The organism is Microlunatus aurantiacus (assembly GCF_039536605.1).
GTDB lineage: Bacteria > Actinomycetota > Actinomycetes > Propionibacteriales > Propionibacteriaceae > Microlunatus > Microlunatus aurantiacus.
On the sequence record NZ_BAAAYX010000004.1, the window covers coordinates 409321 to 432676 of the forward strand.

The 23356-nt window shown below is 72.0% G+C and carries 27 protein-coding genes; 11 read left to right on the forward strand and 16 right to left on the reverse strand.

Going from position 1 to position 23356, the window contains the following annotated elements:
• The first annotated feature begins 63 nt into the window (after positions 1–63).
• Both ABD714_RS09700 and ABD714_RS09705 read left to right on the forward strand, forming a co-directional pair.
• Positions 64–963 (forward strand): hypothetical protein, encoded by a 900-nt coding sequence (locus tag ABD714_RS09700; RefSeq protein WP_344812114.1) that lies wholly within the window; start codon positions 64–66, stop codon positions 961–963.
• A 19-nt stretch (positions 964–982) separates the two neighbouring features.
• On the forward strand, positions 983–1870 hold the full coding sequence (locus ABD714_RS09705) for an oxidoreductase (RefSeq protein WP_344812115.1): 888 nt from the start codon (positions 983–985) through the stop codon (positions 1868–1870).
• A gap of 9 nt (positions 1871–1879) precedes the next feature.
• Here ABD714_RS09705 and ABD714_RS09710 read toward each other — a convergent pair whose 3' ends face one another.
• Both ABD714_RS09710 and ABD714_RS09715 read right to left on the reverse strand, forming a co-directional pair.
• A complete protein-coding gene (locus ABD714_RS09710; RefSeq protein WP_344812116.1) occupies positions 1880–2800 on the reverse strand; it encodes a cation diffusion facilitator family transporter in 921 nt (306 codons plus the stop codon).
• The gene (locus ABD714_RS09715; RefSeq protein ID WP_344812117.1) at positions 2797–3282 is read right to left on the reverse strand and encodes an ArsR/SmtB family transcription factor; all 486 of its coding nucleotides are present in this window, start codon (positions 3280–3282) and stop codon (positions 2797–2799) included. Before ABD714_RS09715 ends, ABD714_RS09710 begins: the two co-directional genes overlap by 4 nt.
• A 61-nt stretch (positions 3283–3343) precedes the next feature.
• On the opposite strand from ABD714_RS09715, the gene ABD714_RS09720 reads away from it, so the two are divergent.
• A complete protein-coding gene (locus ABD714_RS09720; RefSeq protein ID WP_344812118.1) occupies positions 3344–3562 on the forward strand; it encodes a hypothetical protein in 219 nt (72 codons plus the stop codon).
• Between the two features lie 11 nt (positions 3563–3573).
• On the opposite strand, the gene ABD714_RS09725 is transcribed toward ABD714_RS09720, so the two are convergent.
• Entirely contained in the window at positions 3574–4278 is a 705-nt protein-coding gene (locus ABD714_RS09725; RefSeq protein ID WP_344812119.1) for a hypothetical protein, read from the reverse strand.
• A 128-nt stretch (positions 4279–4406) separates the two neighbouring features.
• Between ABD714_RS09725 and ABD714_RS09730 the strand changes: the two genes are divergently transcribed.
• Positions 4407–4808 (forward strand): DUF1801 domain-containing protein, encoded by a 402-nt coding sequence (locus ABD714_RS09730; RefSeq protein ID WP_344812120.1) that lies wholly within the window; start codon positions 4407–4409, stop codon positions 4806–4808.
• A 177-nt stretch (positions 4809–4985) separates the two neighbouring features.
• On the opposite strand, the gene ABD714_RS09735 is transcribed toward ABD714_RS09730, so the two are convergent.
• From ABD714_RS09735 to ABD714_RS09785, 11 genes are all read right to left on the reverse strand, one after another.
• Entirely contained in the window at positions 4986–8132 is a 3147-nt protein-coding gene (locus ABD714_RS09735; RefSeq protein WP_344812121.1) for a LysM peptidoglycan-binding domain-containing protein, read from the reverse strand.
• 135 nt (positions 8133–8267) lie between these two features.
• On the reverse strand, positions 8268–9161 hold the full coding sequence (locus ABD714_RS09740) for a hypothetical protein (protein ID WP_344812122.1): 894 nt from the start codon (positions 9159–9161) through the stop codon (positions 8268–8270).
• Positions 9158–10039, reverse strand: a complete 882-nt coding sequence (locus ABD714_RS09745) for a type II secretion system F family protein (protein ID WP_344812123.1) — start codon at positions 10037–10039, stop codon at positions 9158–9160. The genes ABD714_RS09740 and ABD714_RS09745 overlap by 4 nt, the downstream gene beginning before the upstream one ends.
• Positions 10036–11538, reverse strand: coding sequence for a TadA family conjugal transfer-associated ATPase (locus tag ABD714_RS09750; protein WP_344812124.1), 1503 nt, complete (start codon positions 11536–11538; stop codon positions 10036–10038). Before ABD714_RS09750 ends, ABD714_RS09745 begins: the two co-directional genes overlap by 4 nt.
• Before the next feature lie 2 nt (positions 11539–11540).
• Positions 11541–12323, reverse strand: coding sequence for a CpaE/TadZ family protein (locus ABD714_RS09755; RefSeq protein ID WP_344812125.1), 783 nt, complete (start codon positions 12321–12323; stop codon positions 11541–11543).
• Between the two features lie 6 nt (positions 12324–12329).
• Positions 12330–13034 carry a hypothetical protein gene (locus tag ABD714_RS09760; RefSeq protein ID WP_344812126.1) on the reverse strand — a complete coding sequence of 235 codons (705 nt, stop codon included), beginning with the start codon at positions 13032–13034 and terminating at the stop codon, positions 12330–12332.
• 20 nt (positions 13035–13054) lie between these two features.
• Complete coding sequence (locus ABD714_RS09765) at positions 13055–13465, reverse strand: pilus assembly protein TadG-related protein (protein ID WP_344812127.1); 411 nt, start codon at positions 13463–13465, stop codon at positions 13055–13057.
• Positions 13462–13911 (reverse strand): TadE/TadG family type IV pilus assembly protein, encoded by a 450-nt coding sequence (locus ABD714_RS09770; RefSeq protein ID WP_344812128.1) that lies wholly within the window; start codon positions 13909–13911, stop codon positions 13462–13464. The genes ABD714_RS09765 and ABD714_RS09770 overlap by 4 nt, the downstream gene beginning before the upstream one ends.
• Complete coding sequence (locus ABD714_RS09775; protein WP_344812129.1) at positions 13908–14300, reverse strand: TadE/TadG family type IV pilus assembly protein; 393 nt, start codon at positions 14298–14300, stop codon at positions 13908–13910. Before ABD714_RS09775 ends, ABD714_RS09770 begins: the two co-directional genes overlap by 4 nt.
• Before the next feature lie 3 nt (positions 14301–14303).
• The gene (locus ABD714_RS09780; RefSeq protein WP_344812130.1) at positions 14304–14492 is read right to left on the reverse strand and encodes a hypothetical protein; all 189 of its coding nucleotides are present in this window, start codon (positions 14490–14492) and stop codon (positions 14304–14306) included.
• A gap of 226 nt (positions 14493–14718) precedes the next feature.
• Complete coding sequence (locus ABD714_RS09785; protein ID WP_344812131.1) at positions 14719–15462, reverse strand: hypothetical protein; 744 nt, start codon at positions 15460–15462, stop codon at positions 14719–14721.
• Between the two features lie 179 nt (positions 15463–15641).
• Here ABD714_RS09785 and ABD714_RS09790 point away from each other — a divergent pair, with 179 nt between their 5' ends.
• Entirely contained in the window at positions 15642–16058 is a 417-nt protein-coding gene (locus ABD714_RS09790) for a hypothetical protein (RefSeq protein ID WP_344812132.1), read from the forward strand.
• Positions 16058–16372 carry a winged helix-turn-helix domain-containing protein gene (locus tag ABD714_RS09795; RefSeq protein ID WP_344812133.1) on the forward strand — a complete coding sequence of 105 codons (315 nt, stop codon included), beginning with the start codon at positions 16058–16060 and terminating at the stop codon, positions 16370–16372. The genes ABD714_RS09790 and ABD714_RS09795 overlap by 1 nt, the downstream gene beginning before the upstream one ends.
• Here ABD714_RS09795 and aat read toward each other — a convergent pair.
• Positions 16362–17057: a leucyl/phenylalanyl-tRNA--protein transferase gene (aat, locus tag ABD714_RS09800; protein WP_344812134.1), complete on the reverse strand. Its 696-nt coding sequence runs from the start codon at positions 17055–17057 to the stop codon at positions 16362–16364. The genes ABD714_RS09795 and aat overlap by 11 nt on opposite strands.
• Before the next feature lie 188 nt (positions 17058–17245).
• On the opposite strand from aat, the gene ABD714_RS09805 reads away from it, so the two are divergent.
• The 5 genes from ABD714_RS09805 (at position 17246) to ABD714_RS09825 (ending at position 22186) form a co-directional block, all read left to right on the forward strand.
• Entirely contained in the window at positions 17246–17941 is a 696-nt protein-coding gene (locus tag ABD714_RS09805; RefSeq protein ID WP_344812135.1) for an EcsC family protein, read from the forward strand.
• Between the two features lie 184 nt (positions 17942–18125).
• Complete coding sequence (gene efeU / locus ABD714_RS09810; RefSeq protein ID WP_344812136.1) at positions 18126–18995, forward strand: iron uptake transporter permease EfeU; 870 nt, start codon at positions 18126–18128, stop codon at positions 18993–18995.
• Entirely contained in the window at positions 18992–20188 is a 1197-nt protein-coding gene (gene efeO, locus ABD714_RS09815; RefSeq protein WP_344812137.1) for an iron uptake system protein EfeO, read from the forward strand. The genes efeU and efeO overlap by 4 nt, the downstream gene beginning before the upstream one ends.
• A gap of 14 nt (positions 20189–20202) precedes the next feature.
• On the forward strand, positions 20203–21576 hold the full coding sequence (gene efeB, locus ABD714_RS09820) for an iron uptake transporter deferrochelatase/peroxidase subunit (RefSeq protein ID WP_344812138.1): 1374 nt from the start codon (positions 20203–20205) through the stop codon (positions 21574–21576).
• A gap of 52 nt (positions 21577–21628) precedes the next feature.
• The gene (locus tag ABD714_RS09825) at positions 21629–22186 is read left to right on the forward strand and encodes an isochorismatase family protein (protein ID WP_344812139.1); all 558 of its coding nucleotides are present in this window, start codon (positions 21629–21631) and stop codon (positions 22184–22186) included.
• A 59-nt stretch (positions 22187–22245) separates the two neighbouring features.
• On the opposite strand, the gene ABD714_RS09830 is transcribed toward ABD714_RS09825, so the two are convergent.
• On the reverse strand, positions 22246–23265 hold the full coding sequence (locus ABD714_RS09830) for an LLM class flavin-dependent oxidoreductase (protein WP_344812140.1): 1020 nt from the start codon (positions 23263–23265) through the stop codon (positions 22246–22248).
• Between the last annotated feature and the right edge of the window lie 91 nt (positions 23266–23356).

A 23356-nucleotide genomic window follows, 5' to 3' on the forward strand; every position in this document is an offset into this window, starting at 1 on the left:
CATCACCCCAGACGTACGCGGCGGAACCGGTCCGCCGCCGCCCGTGACCGTACGCTCGGTCGGATGAGGGCCTCGGTGCTGCTGGTGGCCGCGATCGCCGCGGCGTCGCTGGTCGTGGCCGGGTGCACCCCCGCACCGCCCCCGCCGACGGAGATCCCCCACACCGGACCGGACGCCCGCACCCACTGGGAGCTGCGCCACCGGCTGCTGGACACGAGGGGCCTCAGCGTCGTCGGTCAGCAGATCGACCACGGCGGGGAGAGCACCACCGTGCGGCTCACCGACGCGGCGACGAACGTCTCCGAGGACTGCTTCGTGGCGCTGTCCGTCCCGGGTCAGGGTGGCCCGGACAACAAGGTCGGCGAACGGGTTGCCACCACCTACGAAGGCCGTCCGGCGGTCCGCAGCGGAGCCGGTGCCGAGGCCGATTACCTGATGTGGCGGCTGGAGGACGACTCCTGGGTCGAGGTGTCCTGCGCGGGGCTCGACTCCCGGACCTCGATCGAGCGGGTCGCGGCCGCGGTCGACCTCGAGCCCACCCCGATCATGATCCCGTTCGACGTCGGGCTGCCCGACGGCTACGCGCCGGCCGAGATCGTGGTCGATCTCGACCGGCCGAGTGGACGCGTCTACGTGGGCCGACTGGGCCGTCGGCCCTGGTCGCCGGAGGCCGAGCTCGACCTCGCGTACGGGGCACCGGAGCTGTCGTCGGACCCGCCGGGCGAGCCGACCACGCTCGCCGGGCGCCCGGCCCGGGTCGACGACACGTCGACCAGTCCCGCGGTCTGGGTGCAGGAACAGGGCCGCTGGGTCTACGCGGGGGTCACTGCCAGCGACACGGGCCCCTACCCGAACCGGCGGAGCGAGCTGCCGGCCATCCGAGCGATCGCCGAGTCGTTCACCTTCGCCGAGGACCTGACCGATCCGAGCACCTGGCTGGCCGCGGACGGGGTCTTCGGCTAGCGCGCTAGCGTCGATCGTCGTGACCTCCGCCCGCCGTACCTTCCTGCCCGACCTGACCGGCCGGACGGTGATCGTGACCGGCGCCACCAGCGGCGTCGGTCGGGCCACCGCCGACGCTCTGGTCGGGGCCGGCGCCCGCGTGGTGCTGGCCGTGCGCAACCAGGCCAAGGGCGACGCGGTCGCGACCGAGCTGCGGGCCGGCCGGACCGGTGCGGCGGTCGAGGTCCGGGTGCTGGACCTGGCCGATCTGTCGTCGGTCCGCGCGTTCGCCGCCGCCTGGACCGAGCCGGTCGACGTGCTGCTCAACAACGCCGGGGTGATGGCGACGACGCGGGCGCAGACCGCCGACGGCTTCGAGCTGCAGCTCGGCACCAACCACCTCGGCCACTTCCTGCTCACCACCCTGCTGCTGCCGCAGGTCACCGATCGGGTGGTGACTGTGTCCTCCGACGCGCACCGGTTCGGCCACCTCGATCTGACCGATCCCCAGTGGGAACGGCGGCGCTACCGCGCCTTCGGGGCGTACGGCCAGAGCAAGCTGGCCAACCTGCTGTTCACCCTCGAGCTGGACCGGCGGCTGCGGTCGAGCGGCCGGCGGGCCCTGGCCGTGCACCCGGGCTGGGTCCGGTCCGACCTCGGTCTGGGCCAGCACGGTTCGGTGGCGGCGCGGCTCTCCCAGGGGCTGGGCTCGGTGTTCGGTCAGACCGCCGAGGACGGGGCCCGTTCCAGCCTGACCGCTGTGGTCGGCGACCTGCCCGGCGGCAGCTACGTCGGGCCGGACGGTCTGGGCGCGAACCGCGGGGTCCCCACCCTGCTGGGCCGCAGCCGCGCAGCTGCCGACGCCGCCCTGGCCACCCGGTTGTGGTCGCTGTCGGAGCAGCTGACCGGTCAGCGTACGGAGGACTGACCCGACGGGTCAGGCGTGGTGCGCGCCCTCGTGCTCGGCGTGGCCCACCGGCTCGAGCTGGAAGGTGCAGTGCCCCACGTCGAAGTGGTCGCCGAGGCACTCCCCCAGCCGGTCCAGCACCTCGCCCGCACGACCGTCGGCGATGCAGGCGTCGTCGACCACCACGTGCGCCGACAGCACCGGCACCCCGCTGGTGATGGTCCAGGCGTGCAGGTCGTGCACGTCGACCACCCCGGGCACCTCGCGGATGTGCTCGCGTACGGTCGCGAGATCCACCCCCTTGGGGGTGGCCTCCAGCAGCACGTCGACGACGTCACGGAGCAGGGACCAGGCGCGCGGCAGGATCAGCACCACGATGGCCAGCGAGGCGATGGAGTCCGCGCGGGTCCAGCCGGTCAGCAGGATGATCACCGCGGCGATGACGACAGCGGCCGAGCCCATCAGATCGCCCAGCACCTCCAGGTAGGCGCCCCGCAGGTTCAGGCTCTCGTCCTTGCCGCCGCGCAGGACGAGAAGTCCGACGGTGTTGGCCGCGGCGCCGACCAGGGCGATCACGAGCATCAGCCCGGAGTCGACCTGCTCAGGCTGACTCCACCGGTCGACGGCCTGGATGAGCACCCAGACGGCCACGCCGACCAGGAGCAGACCGTTGGTCAGGGCGGCCAGGATCTCGACCCGCTGCAGACCGAAGGTGCGGCTGGAGGTGGCCGGGCGGGCGGCCAGGGAGACGGCCACCAGGGCGATGATGAGACCGGTCGAGTCGGTGAGCATGTGGCCCGCGTCGGCGAGCAGCGCCAGCGAACCCGAGACCAGCCCACCGATCAGCTGGAGGACGAGGACGCCGGCGTTGATGCCGAGGACCAGCACCAGCCGCCGACGGTGCTTGCCGGCCGCCGTGCCCACCCCGTGGTCGTGACTGTGACCACTCACGAGCGGACCACGCCGCTCAGGTCGCGGGCTCCGGCGACCGAGGTCGGGCCGGTCGGGTTGATGGTGCCGGTTCGGTTCAGGTGGTTGGTGGTGGTGGGGTTGGTGGTGGTGGGGTCGGTGGGGTCGGTCAGGTTGGTGCGACAGAGCGCGACCGCGTCGCCGGTGGCCGCCAGCAGCTGCTCCGCAGCGCCGAGCACCCCCATCAGCTCGGTCTCGACCGCGAGGGAGTAGACCGACGAGCGCCCGACCGTGCGCACCGACACCAACCCGCAGTCCCGCAGGCAGGCGAGGTGGGCCGAGGTCGTGCTCTGGGCCAGCCCCAGGTGCGCGGTCAGATCGACGACCCGGTGCTCACCGAGGGTCAGGTGCTGCAGGATCGCCAGCCGGGCCGGGTCGGCCAGGCTGCGGAACAGCGCGACCGCCGGTCCGACGTCGGCTTCGACCGCGTCCTCGACCGGGAGCACCCCGCTTCCGTCATTCATCGTCACACGGCGATGTAATCGGAAGGTGACGTTGTTTGTCAATCGCCGGGAGACTGGAGCCATGCCCGCCCCCCCGAACCGCCGCGACTCCTCCGCCGAAGGGATCCGTCGCGACCTGGCCAAGCAGGCCCGGCTGTGGACGCTGTCGCTGGTCTGCGCGACCGTGGGAGCGATCACGATCTGGCGGACAGACCAGCTGCTGCCGGGGATCGGCGCGTTCCTGCTCACCCTGGTCGTGCTGGGCTCGATCCTGTACGCCTACGAGCGCCGCCACCGGTAGCCGCGGCGGGCCTAGCCGTAGTAGAGGCTGTTGATGGACTGGTTGAGGACGTCCAGGGTCGGCTTCGGGGTGTCGTTCGGACGGCTGGAGAAGTAGATGGCGTAGCCGCCGTCGTCCAAGGGCAGGGCCACCACCAGGACCCTGTCGTACGTGCTCGGGACCCCCGCCACCTGGTAGCCGACGTTGCCGCTGATGAGGGCGACCTGGCGACCGTCGACGTCGGTCTGCTCGGTCCGCTGGTCGGTCAGGGTGGTCTTCCGGCTGCCGAAACCCGCACCACGGAACGTGTCGAAGAAGCTCTTCGCCGTGGCTTCGGCGGTGGCGCCGGCCAGGTCGTCGGCCACGGCACCGAAACCGGCGGTGGCCGTCCAGTCCGCCGTCCCCTCGTAGTCGGGGTGGACCGGAGCGCTGCAGACGACGCCGCTGGTCAGCAGCGGGGACACCGTCTCCGGGCTGCTGGGGCACACGTACGGCAAGGTCGGCAGCCGGGCCGAGATCCCGGCGTAGTCCGCTTGGAGGGTCGAGGACCGGAAGGTGACCTCGGCGACCGGCGCCGGTGGCGGCGGCAGGGCCGGTCCGGTCGGCAACCGGTCCTCGGTGAGCGAGACGACCAGCCCGACGACCACCATCACGGCGACGACCGCGGCCACCACCACGCCGATGGCGGCCGGCACGGCGACACCGTGGCTCGGCGGCTGGGTGGCGGGGGCGGACACGGGGTCAGGATAGGCAATCGGGGGCCGAGCAGGGCCGGCACGGCGGCGCTACGGTGGGGACGAGACCGCCGAGCTCACCCCGCAGTCGACCGGGCTGACGTGCTCGCGCCGACGAGTCAGGAGCGCCGATGCCGAAGACCGTCCCCACCGACGCCAGCGTGGACGACTTCCTGGCTTCCCTCCCCGCTCCGCGTCGACGCGACGCCCAGACCGTCCGTGACCTGATGACCCGGGTGACCGGCGCTCCCGCCGTGCTCTGGGGCACCAGCATCGTCGGCTTCGGGGAGCGGACCCTGACCCCGGCCAGCGGGGCGTCCTACCCCTGGATGGAGGTCGGCTTCAGCCCCCGCACGGCGGCCACGGTGGTCTACCTGATCGACGGGTTCGAACAACGTGCCGATCTGCTGGGCCGGCTCGGTCCGCACACCGTAGGCCGGTCCTGCCTCAACCTGAAGCGGGTCGACGACGTGGACCTCGCGGTGCTGGAGGAACTGGTCTCGGCCTCGGTGCGGGACGCTCGGGACGGCTGACCCCAGGCCGGCGAGGCGACGGTCAGCGAGAGGTCGGTCGGCGAGAGGTCGCCAGGCTCGACGACCTGGCGCGAGCCGTGTGGCAACCGAAGCCAGGTCCCTCAGTCCCATGGATCACGCCGTCAGCGCCATGGATCACGCCGTCGGTCCCACAGATCACGCCGTCGGTCCCACAGGTCACGCCAACCGGGCCCGCACCCGCCCTTCCATCATCTGCTGGAGCACGTCGACGGTCTCCGGTCGCAGATCGACCTCCAGCGTGCGGGCGTGGGCCGCGAGCTGCAGCGTCAGGCGCTCCACCTCCGGGTGGTTGCCCGCACGGTGCTCGGTCCTGATCCGGGCCACGAGCAACAGCTCGTCCCCCGGGGCCGCTGCCAGGGCACGGGCTGCGGCCCACCGGGCCAGCTCGATGTCGGAGTCGTCCAGAGCGCGCTGGGCCAGCTCCACCCCGATGTCGCGGATCACCGAGATCATGTCGGTGCGCAGCCCCTCGGCCCAGTGCCACTGGCCCGGCGCCGCATCCGCCAACGGAGCCCCGCGGACGAGCTGCAGGGCCGTTTCGAGACCGCTGGAGCTCGTCTGGTTGACTCCCCGTCCGGTGAGGATCTGCAGCCGCTGCCAGTCCGAGCTCACCGAGGCGTGCAGCATGATCCGACCGCTGTAGGCGTCGGGCAGGTAGGGCTGGTCCAGGTCGTCGGCTCCGAGCCAGCTCCGCAACCGGCTCATGTTGGAGCGCCGAGTGCCCTCCGCCACCGCCAACGCGGCACCCATCGCCTGCGCGGTGGTGCCCGGGTGCTCCAGCAGCCAGGCGCAGTACTCCAGGCACTGCTTCGCGGCCCGCGACGGCACAGCGCCCGCCGCGCCGTCGAGCTCGACGGGACCGAGCAGCTGGAGCAGGGGGTGGTGACCGACCGACGTCGGCGTGCTCTGCTGCTGGTCCATCGCCCCTCCTCCCTGCTCGTCGTCGGTGTCCTCGTGTCGGCTGCCCGCCCATCCCCCGAACCGTCGGCCGAGGTAGGTCACGTTGTCGGGCGGATCCGGCTCCGCAGCCCACGCACCGTCGAACCACCACGGGGCAGGGGTCGTGTCAGTCCTGCCGGTGGCTTCGACCAGCTCGATGATCGCGTCGGCCGCCGGACCCCCGAGCAGCTGCGGAGTGATGACCTGGCCGCTTGGCTCGACCCGCGCGACGACCGCATCCGCAGATCCGGAGACCGCGATCCTCATGGGCGCCTCGGTCAGGTTCGCAGCCACGGCCGCGATGCTCACCGGCGGTTCGGCGAGCACCACCTCTCGGAGCAACAGCTGCTCCTCAGCGGACAGCCGACGGCTGATCACCACGATCGTCGGCACCCAGGGGTCGGCCAGATCCGGATCGACCCGGTGGGCGGCGACCGACGAGCCGGTGAACTGACTGCGCTGCAGGCGGGCCCGGCGGGCCAGACGATCCAGCACCGGGGTCAGCTCGTCTGCCCGGGTCACCGTGTGCCGGCCGAGGGCGGCGGGCAGCTGCTCGCAGGTCCCGATCACGACCAGCTCGAGCTCTTCGGCCCACGGAGAACACGACAGCTCGACGGCGATGGCGGCGAGCAGCGCGCCAGCGAGGTCGCCCTCCACCGCGTCCACCGAGGTGAGTCTCAGCTGCTCGAGGTCGGCGACCACCTGCTCGCCGTCCGCCCCCACCCCGAGGGTCACCAGCGCCGGGTAGGGCCGGACGGCGTCCGACAGACCCGGGATGGCGCGCAGTCGATCGACGTCGACCTCGGCCAGCGTCCAACGACGGCCGTCGACGCGGAACCCGTTCGGCGCGCTGTCGCACGGCTCCGCCAGGACGAGCTCGAGCCGGTCAGGGTGGACGGCCGCCGTGACCAGGGCCGGAAGCTCGTCTCCCGTGCGGTGACAGTGGGCGGCGATCGCCCGGGTCGCCAGGTCGAGGGTGCGCAGACCCATCGGCTGCTGACGACGGCCCAGGTGGGCCTCAGCCATCTGGGCCGCCGGCGACGGTGCCCAGATCCGTCGTCCGACGGGTCTGACCTGCAGCTGCGCACGCCGTCGCAGCGCCACCCCCGAGACCACAGCGGCGGCCAGCAACCCGCCCACCCCGGCCAGACCTGCCACCAGGGGGGCGAGGGAGGCGGAGCTCTCGGTCACCGGTGCCGACGTCGGAGCGTCTGCGGACGTGTCCGCCGAGGTGTCTGAAGAGGTGGCCGACGGAGCCGCGGCCGGGGGAGGGGCCGGCCGCGCCGCCCCGGTGGTGGAGGCGGGCTCGGCCTGAGTGGTGGGGCCGGGCTCAGCCTGAGTGGTGGGCTGGTGCGGTCGGGGCAGGGCGTCGGGTTCCCGGCCGGTCGAGGGCTCGGCGTCGGCCTCGTCGGTGGCCGAGCCGGCCTCGGAACCGCCGTCCGCCGGCGCTCGAGTGCCCGTCCGCGACGTCGGACCGGACTCAGCCAGCTCGCGACCATCGGGCTGGCCCTTCGGCAGGGTGAGACGCAGACCCACCGCCAGGTCGTCGGGGTCGGCGAGCTGGAACCTGTTCGCCTCGTACAGCTCAGGCCACCGCTCAGGGTCGGACCACAGCCGTTCGGCGATGGACGACAGCGTCTCCCCGCGCGCGACCACGACCGTCCCTTCCGTCGGTGAGCGATCGACGTCAGGGATGACCAGTCGCCAGCCCGGCGCCAGCCGGTCCGGGCCGCCGGTCAGGCGATCGGGGTTGGCGGCAGCGATCTTCCGCCAGTCCCGGCCCTGACCGTAGTAGCGCTCCGCCAGTGACCACAGATCGTCGCCACGCTGCACGACGTGGCGGACCCCCGACGGCGGCGGGGACGCCGACGGAGGCTCGGCCGTGTCGTCGTCCCCGTCGTGCATCAGCACAGGGCCGACTGCCGGCTCGACCACGAGGGGGGCAGCCACGTCGTCGTGGACGGTCGCCGGGGCGGCGGGGACGGGGGTCGCACCGGCAGGGGTCGCTTGCGACAGCTGCGGCGTGACGACGACGAGTGACACCACCGCCACCAGCAGACCGGAAGCGAGGCGCTGCGACGGGCCCAGGCCGGGCAGCCGGAGCCGGATCCGCTGCCGGGACAGCAGGGCCACGAGCTCCGTCAGCACCGAGACGGCGAAGACCGCCCACGCGATCCACGCGACGACGGCGATCAGACCCACCAGGATCGAGCCGTCGTCGGGACGGGTGAGGCCGGCGACGACCCGCTCCCAGCTCAGTCGAGCCGGCAACGGGTTGCCGACCGCAGTCACCACGAAGACCGGCACGGCGCCCAGCGCGACGACCAGCGCCACCAGCGCCGCGAGCCCCCTGATCACCCGCATGATCGGGCGCTCTGCTCGGGCGTCATGCCACGTCCTCTCCGCCGACGACTCCAGGGGCTTCCACTGTGCTGGAGGACGGGCGGTGGTAGGTGGTCGCAGTGTTGTCCATCCGAGATCGGTGTTGTCCGTTCACGATCACACCTCGAACAGCAGGGTGAGCATGGCGGCGCCGAGGAAGATCATCCCGAAGATCAGCGCCGGAATGGTCATGAAGATCGTCATCCCCTCGGCGGCCGCTCCGGCTGCGATCTGCTCCCGGGTGAGATGGGCGTTCCGCAGCTCCTTCACCCGGGCCCGCAGGGTCCCCGACAGCGCTGCCCCGCTCTCGTCGAGCTGCATGATGTCGGCCACGTCCGTGAGCTCAGGGAGCTCGAGCTCCTCGGCCAACCGACGCAGCTCGCCGTACGGCGACTGCTGCTCGAGCCGGGCCCGCTCCAGGGCTGTCCGGATCTGGACGAAGAGCGGGACGTCGCTCAGCGCCGCCGCCGACTGCAGCGCCTCGGTCGCCGAGGCGTTCGCGAGTCGCTCCAGGGTGACCAGGTCGATGAACACCAGCAGCGACTCGACGGCGCGGGACTGGGTCGCGCGACCTGACCGTCGCAGCAGCAGGTCCGGGACGAAGAAGCCGACCAGCACCCCCAGCACGGCCAGCCCGGCGGGCCACCACGACGGGGCGCCGGTCATCCACCCCCAACCGAGGCCCACCAGCGCCGGGAGGACGGCGCCCACCGCCGCCATCACGGCCTTGTCCGCGTAGAACTCTGCGATCGACTTGTCCTGCAGGCGGAGGAGCTGGCGCTGGCGTGGGGTCAACGCGATCGGCGACCGGCGGTAGAGCAGGACACCGAGCCGCTCCGACGGCGACGCCGCGGACACCTCGAGGCGGCGCCGTCCGGCGACCGTCGAGTCCGCACCGAAGCGCTCGAGCGCGGGCCGCAGGCCGGGAGGGGCCGGCACCAGCGCAGCGACCACCGCCACCAACCCGCCGAGCGTGAGCATGCCGGCGAGCAGGATCAACCCGGTCGTCACGTCCGCACCCCCACCCGGACGAGGACGCGGTCACGCGGCGGCTGCTGCGCGCGGCGCCGGAGCAGCACCAGCGAGCTGATGTAGGCCACGATCAGCACCGACAGCACCACCTGGCCCACCGGCGTCCGGTAGGCGGCGAAGAAGCCGGGTGACAGAGCGAAGATCCCCACCAGGGTGACCAGCGTGATGACCGTGACCTGTCGGACCACCACGTACGGCTTGCTGCGCTCGGTCTCGATCAACCGACGTCCCTTGAGCTGGTCCTGGATCGACTCGGCCAGCTCACGCAACGTGGTGGACGCCCCCACCGCCCCGCGGTTGCTGGCCAGGATCAGTGCCGCGACCACCGGGTCGGCGTCGGCGGAGTCCAGGTCGTCGGCGAACCGCTGCAGCGCCTCGTGGGTGTCCCACCGGTTGTCCAACCGGGTGACCAGCATCCCCACCTCGGCCGCGATCGCCGGCGGCGCGGTCCGTCGGGACAGTCGGATCGAGTCGGCGACCGAACGTCCCGTGCTCAACGTCGCAGCCAGTCCCCGCACCCAGCGGTCCAGCGCCTCCAGCAGCTCGATGTCACGGGCCTGCGGCAGCGAGAGCAGGTACGGCAGGCCCAGGGTCAGCAACGGCGCGACCACCACCGCGACCACCCAGCCACTCAGCGCGGCCACCGCCACGCCCGCCACCGTGCTGACCAGCAGCAGCAGATCGCGGCGACGGCCCTGCGGACCCGGGGGACGACGCGTCAACCGTACCCAGGCGGACTGCTGGTCCTTGCGGGGACGGACGGCCGCGGGCGCCCAGACCCGGAGCGCACCGGCGACCACCAGCACCAGACCGCCGACGACCAGCAGCCCGGCGACGGCCGCGATCTCGCCGGTCATCCCGGCCGCCGGCTGGGCTCGAGATCCCGGTGGAACGGCAGCAGCTCGGCCTCGAAGTCGGCGTCGGGAAGGAAACCGGCGGGCCGGCCCGGGGTGCCGCTGGCGTGGTACACGAGGTGGGTCACGGGGCGTCCGTTCTCGATGGCCCTGGTCACCTGACGGATCTCGGAGACGAACCGACGCCGCACCCCGCCCTTCCACGTGTCGTCTTCGAGCCGGACGAAGACGAACAGGGCGATGTTGTGGGCGATCTGGCGGTAGGCCTCGTCCACGGTGAGCACGCCGCCCTGGGCCACCCGGGAGGCGAGCCGGTCGATCGTCGAGGCGGCCGAGTGGGAGTGGGTCGTGGACATGGTCCCGGTGCCGGCCTGCATGGCCTCGAACATGGCCGCCGCCTCCGAGCCGCGCACCTCCCCCACCACGAGCCGGGAGAGGTTCTGGCGCAGCGCCTCCGGCATCAGGTCCGCCACGGTGAAGTCCCCGACCGCCGTGCCGCCGTTGGTCTCCCCGTGACCCACCCGTGCCTGCAGGGCCAGGATGTTCTCGCGTCCCGGCTGCAGGTGCGTCATCAGCTCGTAGTCGGTCTCGATCGTGCCGAAGCGCTCGTTCGCCGGGATCGCGTTGATCAGCGCCCGGAGCAGCGTGGTCTTGCCCGCGCCCTGGTCACCGGAGATGACCATCGACTTGCGGGCCAGCACCGCGGCGTCCAGGAACCGGGCGACCTCCACCGGCATCAGCCCGCCGGCGGACAGATCCGCCAACGTCACGTCGGTGAGGATGTGCTGGCGGATCACCACACTCGGTCGGTGAGAGAGGCCGAAGCCGATCGCGTGCAACCGGAAGCGGTCGCCCAGGGCCAGGGTCATCGTCGGGTGGATGTCGTCGAACGGCCGCGACGGCTGGTTGTTCTGACCGAGAAAGCGGATCGCCTCCACCAGCTCCTCGTCGCTGTCGGCGATCGGGGGCATCTTCTCCCGCCGCCCGTCGCCGTACTGCACCACCACCGAGCTCCAGCCGTGGATCTCGATGTTCTCCACGTCGGGCAGGTCGAGCAGCACCTGGAGCCGGCCGTAACCGAAGACCGCGTTCTCCACCGCCTGCACGTACGCCAGCTCGCGCTCGGTCGACCAGAGGTCCGCTCCGTCGCGGTGGAGCGCTCGCACGTGGTCGGCCACGATCCGACGGATCAGGGAACGACCCAGCAGCAGCCGGTCGTCGGCCGTCAGGGTCCGCCCGGTGCGCCGGACCTCGGCCTCGGACGCGTCGGTGATCGCCTCGGAGGCCCGCCGACGCAGCTCGACGACCTGCGACCACTCGATCAGGTCGCCGGCCAGCCGGTCGGCGAGCCCGTCGGCCTGGGTCCGGGCGAACACCCCGAACCCGTGGACCGGACCGGCCGCCACCGTCCGGCGTCGCCTGCCCTTGTCCGGTGTCGGCTCGAGATCGGCGAGCACCGGGACGTCGGCGAGCCGCCGGGGTGCCCTGGTCGTGTCGTCCATCCTCAGCCCCTGACCAGCTCGGCTGAGCGCTCGAACCGCGTCGCGAGCTGAGTCGCCGTGGTGTGCAACGACCGGGCCAGGGCGGAGCTGTCGAACTTGCGGCTTCGGGCCGCCCCGTCGGAGAGGTGCCGAGCCGTCGGCGGATCGTCGGCGATCTGGGCCATCACCGGGACGCCGAGGGACTTCCCGATCTCGCGGGCGCTGTACGGCTGACCACCTCCGACCAGGGCCAGCCCGAGGCTGCGGGCGCTGGCCTGCAGGCGGGGGTGCTCCCGCAGCGCCAGCAGGTGCACACGGGCGGACACGATCGAGCGGAGGTCGCTGCGCAGCACGAGGGCGGTGAGGGCGGCGCGCTCGACCAAGGGGGTCGGCAGGCCGCTGTGGCTGAGTCGCCCGGCGTCGACGATGACGTCGAAGCCCTGGTCGTCCAGACCGGCCAGGGCCTCGGTCAGATCGGACCAGACACCCGCGAAGAGGCCGGCGCTGCTCGGCCGAGCGAAACCGGGGAGGAACAGCCGGCTGGCGCCGTCGTCGGTGGTCAAGGGCACCGCCTGGTCGATCACCACCTCGCGGAGGCCGCGCCGGTCACGGTGGGCTTCGGCGACCCGGAGCAGCCCCTTGCCGTCGGCGCTGGTGCCGGCCAGGTAACCGGCGAGAACCGCCTGGTGAGCACCGGGGTCGGCGTCGACCAACAGCACCGACCGGGGCCAGCACAGGGCCAGTCCGACCCCGAGGGTGGTCACCCCGGGAGCCCCGGAGGCCGAGGTCAGCAGCAGGATCGCCACGCCCTCTCACCGCCCCGCATCGCGCACGACGGAGAGGCGCTCCTGCGCCGCGAGCATCGCGATGGTCGGCGCCTGGTTGGCGGGCACGTCTACGTCGACGAACAGCGACCCGGCATCCGGTCCGGGCACGGAGGAGACGGTGCGAGCCGCGAACGTCTTGCCCGCGTACGGGTCCCTTGCTCCTGGTTGGGCATCCACCGGTGGCAGGGCGACGAGTCGGACGGGGGCACCCGGCACCAGGAAGTCCGCCGGAGCCCGACCGCCGGCCAGCTTCATCCCCACCACCGCCCGTTGGGCGGCCGGAACCGCGGCCGCGGTGACCGCCGTCGGTGCCACCAACGAGCCGCCGACCAGGTCGTACGCGGCGCGCTGACCCACCAGCGTCGGCGCGAGGTCGGCCGCGATGGTCGGCACACGGGGATCGCCGCTGAGCGTCACCGACGTGAGGTCGCCTGCGTCGATCACCTCGCCCCGGTAGACCGTGCTCGTCATCGCCACCACCGCGCTCTCGGTGGCCACCCGGGCGTAGATCACGTAGGAGAGGAGGCCGCCGAGGCAGACCGCGACGACCCCGAGCGCGATCCACTTCGGGTTCCGACGCGAGGGCAGGCGGGGTGGCTCCGGCGTGACGGGTACGGCATCGGCGCCACCCGGCTTCGGACGGGAACGCGCGGGTCGACGTGCGACTCGGGGCGGGGTGTCGATGCTCATGAGCTTCCTGGGGTCGAGGTCTAGCGGGTCGCGTCGGGACCGACGGCGTTGGCTCGGGCGGTGCCCGTGGCCGACACGGAGTCGATCCCGATCAGGGAGAGGAAGAGCGTGCGCTCGCTCGCTCGGGTCCGGACGGTGACCACGCCGTTGCTCACCGAGGCCGACCCGGTGACCCCGGGTTGACCGGAGAGGAAGGCACGAGCCGCCCGCAGCGACGCGTCCGCGGGCGAGGCTCCCGCCAGAGACTGGGTGACGCCGGCGTTCGTGGCGGCGCGAGCCGCACCGGCCGCGGCGGTCTCGGCGCGACTCGCCGCCGCGACCTTCTGCCCGCCGTCGATGACGAGACCGGCGGTCATGATCAACGCGGCGAACACGACGATGACGAAGACACTCACCGACTGGCCGCGCTCGTCACGGACGCGGCCGGTCACGAGCGGGCCCGGTAGGTGTCGAGGGCGGCTCCGCCGGCACTGCGCACGGTGATGCTGCCGGGCATGCCGGGGATGGCGAGGTCGGCGAACGGCACCCGACAGGTGACGGTGGACCGCACGGTGGCAGGCGTACCGGCCGGCACCCCGAAGGCCCCGACGTCGAGCACGACGGAGACTCCGGCGCAGCGCAGTCCCTCGGTGTCGAGGACGCGATGACCGGCTCGCTGACCGGCGTCCCGGGCCTCACCCGCGGACCGGGCCAGGCTCGCGGCCCGGGCGGCCGACTCCGACGCCTCCACCACCGTCGCCCGGGCGAACCACAGACGTCCGCCTGCGACGAGCAGCCCGAGCACGAGCACCAGCGCCGGCACCAGGACGACGAGCTCGACCGAGGCCGATCCCCGGTCCGTCCGTCGAGTCCCGCGTCTGGTGGGTCTGGCGGTCATGGTCGGGTCACCCGCTCCACCGGCGCTGATGCGGTCTCCTGGATCCGACCGAGAGGGAGGTCCAGCAGCGTCGGCGCGTTGCCGGTCACGGTGACGTCGACGGTCGCCGCCCCGCCCGACACCCGCACGTCCACCTCGGTCAGACCACCGCTGCGCGCGATGCCGGCCGCGATCTCACGGGCCTCGGCGGCACTTCCGTAGCTTCCGGACGCTGCGTCCACCGCCGCGTTGGCGGCACGGTTGGCCACGTTGTGCCCGTGCACCCAGATGCCCGCCTGGATGATGCCGAGACTCACCAGGAGCAGCATCGGCCAGATCAGGGCGAACTGCGCCGACCCCGTGATGCCGCGCTCGGCGCGACTGCGACGCCCCGCGGTTGGCGTACGCATGTCTCAGCTGGGAAGTCGACTGAGCACGAAAGCGCGGATGGCGGCCACGATGGCCACGGCGATGGCCACGGCACCGGCTATCAGGATCGCGTTCTCGGCCGACTGGCTGAGGCCCCGCTCGTCACGCTGGCGCGGGCTCTTGATCAGCACCAGCAGGCCGACGACCGCGTGGGTCAGACGAGTGATCGTCATCGAGGACTCCTCTCCACCGGCGCCCACGACTCTGGCTGAGAGTTGCCCGAGCGCGCCTGTGCCATCTCTGGGGTAAGCGGCCGAAGATACAAGTCGACGATGTGGTAGGGCGAATGCCGTCGGACGCGACCACGCCTGACTCGCTCGCAAAAGGTGTCCAGGATCACACGACTCGTCGGCGTGTTGCGTGATCCCGATCCTGAGTGGGAACTGAATCCGACGGTTGTCACGCCAGACTCGCCAGCTCGAGCGAGTGGTCGGCCAGTCGGCGCACCGCCACCCGGCAGCGCTGTCGCACCGCCTGGGGTGTGGTCAGCAACCGCCGCGACGTCTCCCGACTCGACAGCCCGTCCCCGTAGACCGCACCCAACAGCTCGCCCGCGGCCGCGTCGATCAGCTCGAGCTGAAGTGCCGCCCGGATGACCTCGCCCGCGGTCACCAGCGAGGTGTCCTGACCGTGGTCGCCTTCGTTCCGCACCCGCTCGCGGTCCGCCAGCTCGGTGAAGGCCGTCCCCGGCGGCCACGGAGTGACGCGGAGGTCCCACCCGGACTCGCGCCGCGCGAGCTTGCGGGTGTCCAGTGCCAGGTTCCCCGCGATGTGGACCGGTCTGCGATCGAGCGGGTACGTGCGGATGCGCTCCCACATCGCCGCCACGTACGCGTCGGTGCCGACAGTCGAGTCGTGACGTGCCATCAACACCACCTTGCCGAGCATGGCCTGCAGCACAGTCCGAGCTGCGAGCGCGGATCCGGCCTCGGACTCCCGCAGGAGTGCGCCGAGGGTCGCATCCGGATCGGCGGGGATGGCCGCCAGGACACCCGCCAGGTCGTGGCAGGCTCCCAGCGCCCGGTGTCGGCTCGCCCAGCCGACCACCTCGCCCGCGTCGGCGAGGGCGCCCCACTCGGTGTTCAGGTCGGCCACGATCCGATCCGGCCGGTGGGCGCCCTGCTCGCCACCCCTACGCGTCATGCCCTGCTCCTCCGCTCGTTGTGAGCTCCACGATGTCGAGGCGGTGTTGGCAGGGGTGTTGACCACCACCCCCTCGGTGTTGTCCGTCGTCCGCGCGTGTTGTCCGCTGCCCTCCGATCGGCAGTCGAGATATCTGGGAATTACTTGCCTATCTGGAAAGTACTTGTCATAGTCGTGTCATGACAGAGACCTCCGCAGAAGACCTGCTGACCAGCGGCGAGCGACTGGCGCAGCGATCGCGCCGAGCCGCCCGCTGGTACGCCCGCTATCTGCTGCTCTACGCCGTCGGCACCGTCGGCCTGGCCCTGGTGATCGGGATCGCTCCCGGGCCCCTAGGCGTCAGCATCGGCATGGGGGTCTGGCTGATCCTCCTCGCCGGGCTCACCGTCTACCAGCGCAAGCAGCAGGCCCTGATCAAGAAGTTCGCCGCTCTGCACACCATCGTGATCATGACCTGGGCCTCGCTGTGGGTCATCACGGTGCTCGTGGGCACCTTCTCCTTCGTCGGCGATCTCTCGTGGTGGGTCCCGGCCGGCGTCGTGACCGCCCTCCCGGCCCTGATCGGCAGCCTGATCGTCTTCCGCCAGACCCGCTGATGAGCGGCGCGCACCCCCGGCACCAGCTGGACGAGCTGATCCAGGCCCCGGTCCGGTTCTCCATCATGGCGGCGCTCTCCGGGATCGGTGAGGCCGAGTTCGCCTTCGTCCGCGACACCGTCGAGGTCAGCGACTCCACCCTGTCCAAGCAGGTCGCCGTGCTGGAGGGCGCCGGCTACGTCCGGGTGAAGAAGGGGTACGTGGGAAAGCGGCCGCGGACCTGGCTGTCGATGACGCCGACGGGACGCGAGCGGTTCGCCGACCACCTGGCCACCCTGCGGGAGATCGCTGACCGGGCCGTGGTCACCGACTGACCTCCTCCGGTCCCGGCCCCGGCCCCGATCCCGGCCACGGCGGGGCCGGCAGTTCGAGGGCGCGAGCGAGACGGGACAGGTAGTCGGCCCGATCGATCTCGACCACCCCGAGGGTGGCGAGGTGGTCGGTCCGCCACTGGACGTCCAGGAGCCGGTCCGTTCCCCCGGCGGCCCGTAGCCGCTCGACCAGGGCCACCAGCGCCACCTTGGAGGCGTCCCGCCCGACCACCGGGTCGTGGAACATCGACTCGCCTGCGAACAACCCGCCGAGGCTGACGCCGTACAGGCCGCCGGCGAGCACCCCGTCGGGGGTCCAGGCCTCCACCGAGTGCACCACCCCCCGCTGGTGCAGACCGGTGTAGATGTCGCGGATCCGGGCGTCGATCCAGCTGCCCGGGCGCTTCGGGTTGGCGCAGCGGGCGAGCACCTGGGCGAAGTCGGTGTCGACGCGGATCTCGTACCGGCCGAGCACCTTGCGCAGCGAACGCGTCACCCGCAGCCCGTCCAGGGGGAGGACGCCGCGGTCCAGCGGTGACCACCACCCCATCAGGCGCCGTCGCACCGGCATCGGGAACACCCCGCTCCGGTAGGCCTCCAGCACCATCTCGGCGTCGACGTCCCGCGACACCGCGATCAGGTCGTCATCGCGCCACTGCCGCGGCGAGCCGAACGGGGAGGGCTGCACCGGCCCAGTCTGACCCGCCGACCCCGGTCGGGTCACCCGCGCGCCGTCTCACCCGCTTCAGGTCACCCGCGTCAGGTCACCCGCGTCAGGTCACCCGCGTCAGGGTCAGGGGGCGGCCAGGGGAAGACCGGGGCCGGTGGGCGGGAGGCGCACGTACGCTGGGGAGCACGCCGAGCCCGGGAGGTCCCATGCCGTCTGCCCAAGATGTCGGCAGGTTGTTCGCTCGTGGCCTGCCGGTCGCGAGCCGGATGACCCCGCAGGTCGCCGGCGGCGCTCTGCGACACGTTCTCGAGATCGCGATCGACGGCACGGCCAAGCTGCCCGGCGCCAAGGCTCACGCCTCCCGCCAGCTGCAGCGCCACGGCGGCGCCACCGACGGAGCGGTCGACGGCATCATCGACTTCCACGTCAAGATGGCCGGCGCCCAGGGCTTCGTGACCAACCTCGGTGGCCTGGCCGCGCTGCCGGTCACCATGCCGGCCAACCTGGCCGGGGTCGCGATCGTGCAGGTCCGGATGGTCGCGGCCCTGGCCCACATCCGCGGCTACGACCTCGACGACAACCGCGTGCGTACGGCCCTGATCATGTGCCTGCTCGGCGGCGAGCAGGTGGCCAAGAAGATCCTCAGCGGGCGCCTGCCCACCTCGCCGCTCGCCGTGGCCACCGCGCCGGTGTTCGACCCGCACCTCGACCAGCGCGTGGCCGAGGAGGTGCTGTCCGACCTGATCCAGCGGGTGGGCGGCAAGAACCTCGCCCTGACCGTCACCCGGCGGGTGCCGATCCTCGGCGGCGGTGTCGGCGCGGTGATGGACGGGATCGCCACCCACCAGATCGGCAAGTACGCCAAGAGCGAGCTCGTGGTCCGGCGGTCCCTCGGCTCCTGAGGACTCCCCTCGCGGCAGCGAAGGAGGACGACCCCTCGCGAGGGAGGACGCCACTGTTCACTGAGTCACATCGGCTTGCCGATCCCGGGCACCCGGACTTACGTTAGGACAGGCTCACCTAGCGAGCCGCGGACCAGCCGACGCCACCGGGGCTCTCGACACCGCTGAGCACCGAGGATCGTCCATGCTGGCCAACTACCTCATCGGCCTGCGCGAAGGTCTCGAGGCCGCCCTGGTGGTCAGCATCCTGGTGGCCTACCTGGTCAAGTCCGACCGCCGCCACCTGCTGCCCCGGATCTGGCTCGGCGTCGGCATCGCCGTCGGCGTCTCCCTGCTGTTCGGCGCCGTGCTCACCTTCGGCCCGAAGGGCCTCACCTTCGAGGCCCAGGAGGCGATCGGCGGCGCCCTGTCCATCGTGGCGGTCGGCTTCGTCACCTGGATGATCTTCTGGATGGCCAACGCCGCACGGACCATGTCCGGTGAGCTCAAGGCCCAGGTCGACCGGGCGGCGGACGCGAAGCCGTGGTCGCTGATGGTCGTGGCCATGCTGGCCGTCGGTCGCGAGGGCCTGGAGACGGCCCTGTTCATGTGGGCGGCCACCCAGGCCAGCACCCGTGGCGCCGGCAGCAGCGCGGTGCCGCTGCTCGGCGCGCTGCTGGGTCTGCTGACCGCCGTGCTGCTCGGCTACCTCTTCTACTCCGGCGCCGTCCGGATCAACCTGACCAAGTTCTTCACCTGGACTGGGGCCTTCCTGATCATCGTGGCCGGCGGCGTGCTGGCGTACGGGATCCACGACCTGCAGGAGGCGGGCATCCTGCCGGGGCTGGGCAACCTGGCCTTCGACGTCAGCCACGTCATCCCGCCCACCTCGGTCCTGGGCACCCTGCTCAAGGGCATCTTCAACTTCTCCCCCGCCACCACCTGGCTCGAGGCCACCGCCTGGGTCCTCTACGTGGTGCCGACCATGACCCTCTTCCTGCGGCGCATCCGTCGCCGCAGCCAGCCCGCCAAGCCGGCCCCCGTGGCCGTCCCTGCGTCAGGAACCACCCGATGACCTCGTCCCGCTCGCGCCGCCTCGGCTCCCGTACGGTCACTGCCGCCGCCGCGCTCGCCTTCGGGCTGCCCCTGCTGGCCGCCTGCACCGACAACGTGACCGCCGGTGGCGAGGCCTCGGCCGATCCGCGGGCGCTGACGGTCACCGCCACGGACACGGCCTGCGACGTCTCCGCCACCACCGCCCCGTCGGGCAACCTGCGGTTCAGCGTGAGCAACACCGGCAGCAAGGTCAACGAGTTCTACCTGCTGGCCGAGGACGGTCTGCGGATCATCGGCGAGGTGGAGAACATCGGCCCGGGTCTGACCCGCGACCTGGTCCTCCAGGCCGCCCCCGGGACGTACTTCACCGCCTGCAAGCCCGGCATGGTCGGCGACGGCATCCGCGCCGAGTTCACCGTCAGCGACTCCGGCGAGACGCTGGCCCCGAACGCGGACGAGAAGGCGCTGGTCGACCAGGCCAACACCCTCTACGCCGCGTACGTACGGGATCAGACCGACCAGCTGCTGGCCAAGACGCAGGAGTTCACCACCGCGTTCGCCGCCGGCGACGCCGACCGGGCCCGCGAGCTCTACGCGCCGGCCCGCGTGCACTGGGAGCGGATCGAGACCGTGGCGGAGTCGTTCGGCGACCTCGACCCGGAGATGGACGCCCGGGAGGCCGATCTCGAGCCCGGCCAGAAGTGGACCGGCTGGCACCGGATCGAGAAGGACCTGTGGCCGGAGCGGGCCGAGAACTACACCCCGATGACGGAGGCCGAGCGGTCCGAGGCCGCCGACAACCTGCTGGCCAACACCGAGACCCTCTACAAGCGGACCCGGGACATGTCCTTCACCGCCGACCAGATCGCCAACGGCGCCAAGGGTCTGCTGGACGAGGTGGCCACCGGCAAGGTGACCGGCGAGGAGGAGTACTGGTCGCGCACCGACCTGTGGGACTTCCAGGCCAACGTGGACGGCGCCCGGGTCGCCTTCGACGGGCTCAAGCCGCTGCTGCAGGCGCGGGAGGAGACGAAGCTGATGGACCAGATCCAGACCCGGTTCACCGCTCTGCAGGCTCTGCTGGACGAGCACAAGGAAGGCGACGGCTTCGTCACCTACGACACGCTCAGCCCCGACCAGGTCAAGCAGCTCTCCGACGCGGTGAACGCCTTGTCCGAGCCGCTGTCCAAGCTCACCGCCGCGGTGATCTGAGCAGTCGCACCGAGATGACCCCGCAGCCGCCCCCGGACGAGAGCGCCCCCGACACCCAGCTGTCGGAGGCGACTCCGTCGACCCGCGACCCGGAGCCTGTCGACGGCTCGGGGACCGCGCGCGGAGTGTCCCGGCGGGGGCTGCTCGGCGCGGCGGGAGCCGGCGTGGCCGGCCTCGGACTCGGGGCGGCCGGGATGGCCTACCAGGACCGGCAGTCGGCGGGCGCGGCACCGGCCCCCCACCCGGTGGACCGGGCGTACCCGTTCTATGGCGACCACCAGGCCGGCATCGTCACCCCGGCCCAGGACCGGCTGCACTTCGCCGCGTTCGACGTGATCACCACCGACCGCGACGAGCTGATCTCCCTGCTGCGGGACTGGACCGCAGCCGCGGCGCGGATGACGCAGGGCCGGGACGCGGGCGAGCTGGGGGCCACCTCCGGCTCCTACGACGCACCGCCCGACGACACCGGCGAGGCCATCGGGCTGCCGCCGTCCGGCCTGACCCTGACCTTCGGCTTCGGGCCAGGCTTGTTCCGGCAGGACGGCAAGGACCGCTTCGGCCTCGCCGACCGACAGCCCAAGGCGCTGCGCCGGCTGCCGCACTTCCCCGCCGACAAGCTCGACCCGGCCCGGTCCGACGGCGACCTCTGCGTCCAGGCCTGCGCCGACGACCCGCAGGTCGCGGTGCACGCCATCCGCAACCTGGCGCGGATCGCCTTCGGCCGGGCGTCGGTGCGCTGGTCCCAGCTCGGCTTCGGGCGGACGTCGTCGACCTCGACCGCCCAGGCCACCCCGCGCAACCTGTTCGGCTTCAAGGACGGCACCGCCAACCTCAAGGCCGAGGAGCCCGCCACCGTCGACGAGCACGTGTGGGTGCCGACCGGCGCCGACCCCGCGGCGGACTGGCTGGCCGGGGGCAGCTACCTGGTGGCGCGGCGGATCAACATGACCATCGAGACCTGGGACCGCCAGTCGCTGCGCGAGCAGGAGGCGGTGATCGGTCGCAGCAAGGCCGAGGGGGCCCCGCTCTCCGGAGGCTCGGAGTTCAGTGAGCCGGACTTCGCCCTGCTGGGCCGCGGCGACCTGCCGCTCATCGCCAAGAACTCCCACGTCGCCCTGGTCCATCCCGACGCCAACGACGGGGCCCGGATGCTGCGCCGGGGCTACAACTTCGTCGACGGCTCCACCGGGCTCGGTCGCCTCGACGCCGGCCTGTTCTTCCTGGCGTACGTGGTCGACCCCCGCACCCACTTCATCCCGATCCAGACCAAGATCGGGGTCGGCGACGCGCTCAGTGAGTACCTCCAGCACACCGGCTCGGCCCTGTTCGCGGTCCCGCCGGGGGTCAAGCTGGGCGAGTACGTGGGTCAGTCGCTCTTCGCCTGAGTCCGGTCGCGGACCGGCACGGACTGTCAGCGGCCGGTTCTACGGTGAGGTCATGACGACATTCACTGATCGGCCGCACACCGCGCTGCTGGTGGTCGACGTGCAGAAGGGCGTGGTCGCGCAGGCGCACGAGCGCGACGCCGTGATCGCCAACATCGCCGCGCTGGTGGACCGGGCCCGGGGCGAGGAGGTCCCGGTGGTCTGGGTCCAGCACTCGGCCGACGACCTGCCGCAGGGCAGTGCGGAGTGGGCGTACGTCGACGAGCTCGTCCCGGCCGACGGTGAGCCGCTCATCCACAAGCGCTACGGCGACTCGTTCGAGGACACCGAGCTCGAGACCGTCCTGGCCGGGCTCGGCGTCGGCCGACTGGTGGTCGCCGGTGCGCAGTCCGACGCCTGCATCCGCTCGACGCTGCACGGCGCGATCACCCGCGGCTACGACGCCACGCTGGTCGCCGACGCCCACACCACTGAGGACCTGTCGGCCTACGGGGCACCGACGCCGGACCTGGTGATCGCCCACACCAACCTCTACTGGCAGCATCACGAGGCCCCGGGTCGGACCGCCGGCACCACGACGACCGCCGAGGCGAGCCTGACCTCGACCTGACCGGACCGGACCGGGGCCTGACCGGGGCCTGACCGGGGCCTGACCGGGCCCTGAGCGGGTCAGCGCCAGCCGAGCTCCGGAGCCAGGTGGTTGATCACGCTCTCCAGCACGTGGGCGTTGTAGTCCACCCCGAGCTGGTTGGGCACGGTGAGCAGCAGCGTGTCCGCCGCCGCGATGGCCTCGTCCTCTGCCAGCTCAGCGATCAGCTTGTCCGGCTCGCCGGCGTAGGTCTTGCCGAACCGCGCGTTGCCCCCGTCCAGCCACCCGACCTGGTCACTGCTGTGCGTCTCCCGCCAGAACAGCTTCCGGTCGAGGTCGCTGACGATCGGGAAGATGCTGCGGCTCACCGAGACCCGCGGTTCGCGCTGGTGACCGGCGGTGGCCCAGGCGTCACGGAACATCTGGATCTGCTCGGCCTGCAGCTGGTGGAACGGCACCCCGGTGTCCTCGGTGAGCAGGGTCGAGCTCATCAGGTTCATCCCCTGCTCGGCGGTCCAGACCGCTGTCGCCCGGTTGCCCGCGCCCCACCAGATCCGGTCGCGCAGACCGGGGGCGTACGGCTCGATCCGGAGCAGCCCCGGCGGGTTGGGGAACATCGGTCGCGGGTTCGGCTGCGCGAACCCCTCGCCGGACAGCACCTCCAGGAACCGCCGGGTGTGCTCGCGGGCCATGTCCGCGTCGGTGGTCCCCTCGGCCGGCTCGTAGCCGAAGTGGCGGTAGCCGTCGATCACCTGCTCGGGCGATCCCCGGCTCACGCCGAGCTGGAGTCGGCCGCCCGAGATCAGGTCGGCGGCGCCGGCGTCCTCGGCCATGTAGAGCGGGTTCTCGTAGCGCATGTCGATGACAGCGGTGCCGAGCTCGATCCGACTGGTCTTCGCCCCGGCGGCCGCGAGCAGCGGGAACGGCGAGGCGAGCTGCTGGGCGAAGTGGTGCACCCGGTAGTACGCACCGTCGGCACCCACCTCTTCGGCGGCCACGGCCAGCTCGATGGACTGCAGCAGGGTGTCGGCAGCGGACTGCACCATCGAGTGCTGGCCCGGGGACCAGTGCCCGAAGGACAGGAAGCCAATGTTCTTCATGTTTCAACTAACTCCTGACCCTTGACCAGCATTCCCAGGCCGAAGATGCCGTCGGTTGACGGAATGTTCGACATTCAGCGGCGCTCCGGTT

Excerpts from the sequence above, each read along its gene's own strand:
- ABD714_RS09700 (WP_344812114.1), top strand. The coding sequence starts at position 64 with ATGAGGGCCTCGGTGCTGCTGGTGGCCGCGATCGCCGCGGCGTCGCTG.
- ABD714_RS09715 (WP_344812117.1), bottom strand. The coding sequence starts at position 3,282 with ATGAATGACGGAAGCGGGGTGCTCCCGGTCGAGGACGCGGTCGAAGCC.
- ABD714_RS09720 (WP_344812118.1), top strand. The coding sequence starts at position 3,344 with ATGCCCGCCCCCCCGAACCGCCGCGACTCCTCCGCCGAAGGGATCCGT.
- ABD714_RS09730 (WP_344812120.1), top strand. The coding sequence starts at position 4,407 with ATGCCGAAGACCGTCCCCACCGACGCCAGCGTGGACGACTTCCTGGCT.
- ABD714_RS09735 (WP_344812121.1), bottom strand. The coding sequence starts at position 8,132 with ATGCGGGTGATCAGGGGGCTCGCGGCGCTGGTGGCGCTGGTCGTCGCG.
- ABD714_RS09745 (WP_344812123.1), bottom strand. The coding sequence starts at position 10,039 with ATGACCGGCGAGATCGCGGCCGTCGCCGGGCTGCTGGTCGTCGGCGGT.
- ABD714_RS09750 (WP_344812124.1), bottom strand. The coding sequence starts at position 11,538 with ATGGACGACACGACCAGGGCACCCCGGCGGCTCGCCGACGTCCCGGTG.
- ABD714_RS09760 (WP_344812126.1), bottom strand. The coding sequence starts at position 13,034 with ATGAGCATCGACACCCCGCCCCGAGTCGCACGTCGACCCGCGCGTTCC.
- ABD714_RS09770 (WP_344812128.1), bottom strand. The coding sequence starts at position 13,911 with ATGACCGCCAGACCCACCAGACGCGGGACTCGACGGACGGACCGGGGA.
- ABD714_RS09775 (WP_344812129.1), bottom strand. The coding sequence starts at position 14,300 with ATGCGTACGCCAACCGCGGGGCGTCGCAGTCGCGCCGAGCGCGGCATC.
- ABD714_RS09780 (WP_344812130.1), bottom strand. The coding sequence starts at position 14,492 with ATGACGATCACTCGTCTGACCCACGCGGTCGTCGGCCTGCTGGTGCTG.
- ABD714_RS09785 (WP_344812131.1), bottom strand. The coding sequence starts at position 15,462 with ATGACGCGTAGGGGTGGCGAGCAGGGCGCCCACCGGCCGGATCGGATC.
- ABD714_RS09790 (WP_344812132.1), top strand. The coding sequence starts at position 15,642 with ATGACAGAGACCTCCGCAGAAGACCTGCTGACCAGCGGCGAGCGACTG.
- ABD714_RS09795 (WP_344812133.1), top strand. The coding sequence starts at position 16,058 with ATGAGCGGCGCGCACCCCCGGCACCAGCTGGACGAGCTGATCCAGGCC.
- ABD714_RS09805 (WP_344812135.1), top strand. The coding sequence starts at position 17,246 with ATGCCGTCTGCCCAAGATGTCGGCAGGTTGTTCGCTCGTGGCCTGCCG.
- efeU (WP_344812136.1), top strand. The coding sequence starts at position 18,126 with ATGCTGGCCAACTACCTCATCGGCCTGCGCGAAGGTCTCGAGGCCGCC.
- efeO (WP_344812137.1), top strand. The coding sequence starts at position 18,992 with ATGACCTCGTCCCGCTCGCGCCGCCTCGGCTCCCGTACGGTCACTGCC.
- efeB (WP_344812138.1), top strand. The coding sequence starts at position 20,203 with ATGACCCCGCAGCCGCCCCCGGACGAGAGCGCCCCCGACACCCAGCTG.
- ABD714_RS09825 (WP_344812139.1), top strand. The coding sequence starts at position 21,629 with ATGACGACATTCACTGATCGGCCGCACACCGCGCTGCTGGTGGTCGAC.
- ABD714_RS09830 (WP_344812140.1), bottom strand. The coding sequence starts at position 23,265 with ATGAAGAACATTGGCTTCCTGTCCTTCGGGCACTGGTCCCCGGGCCAG.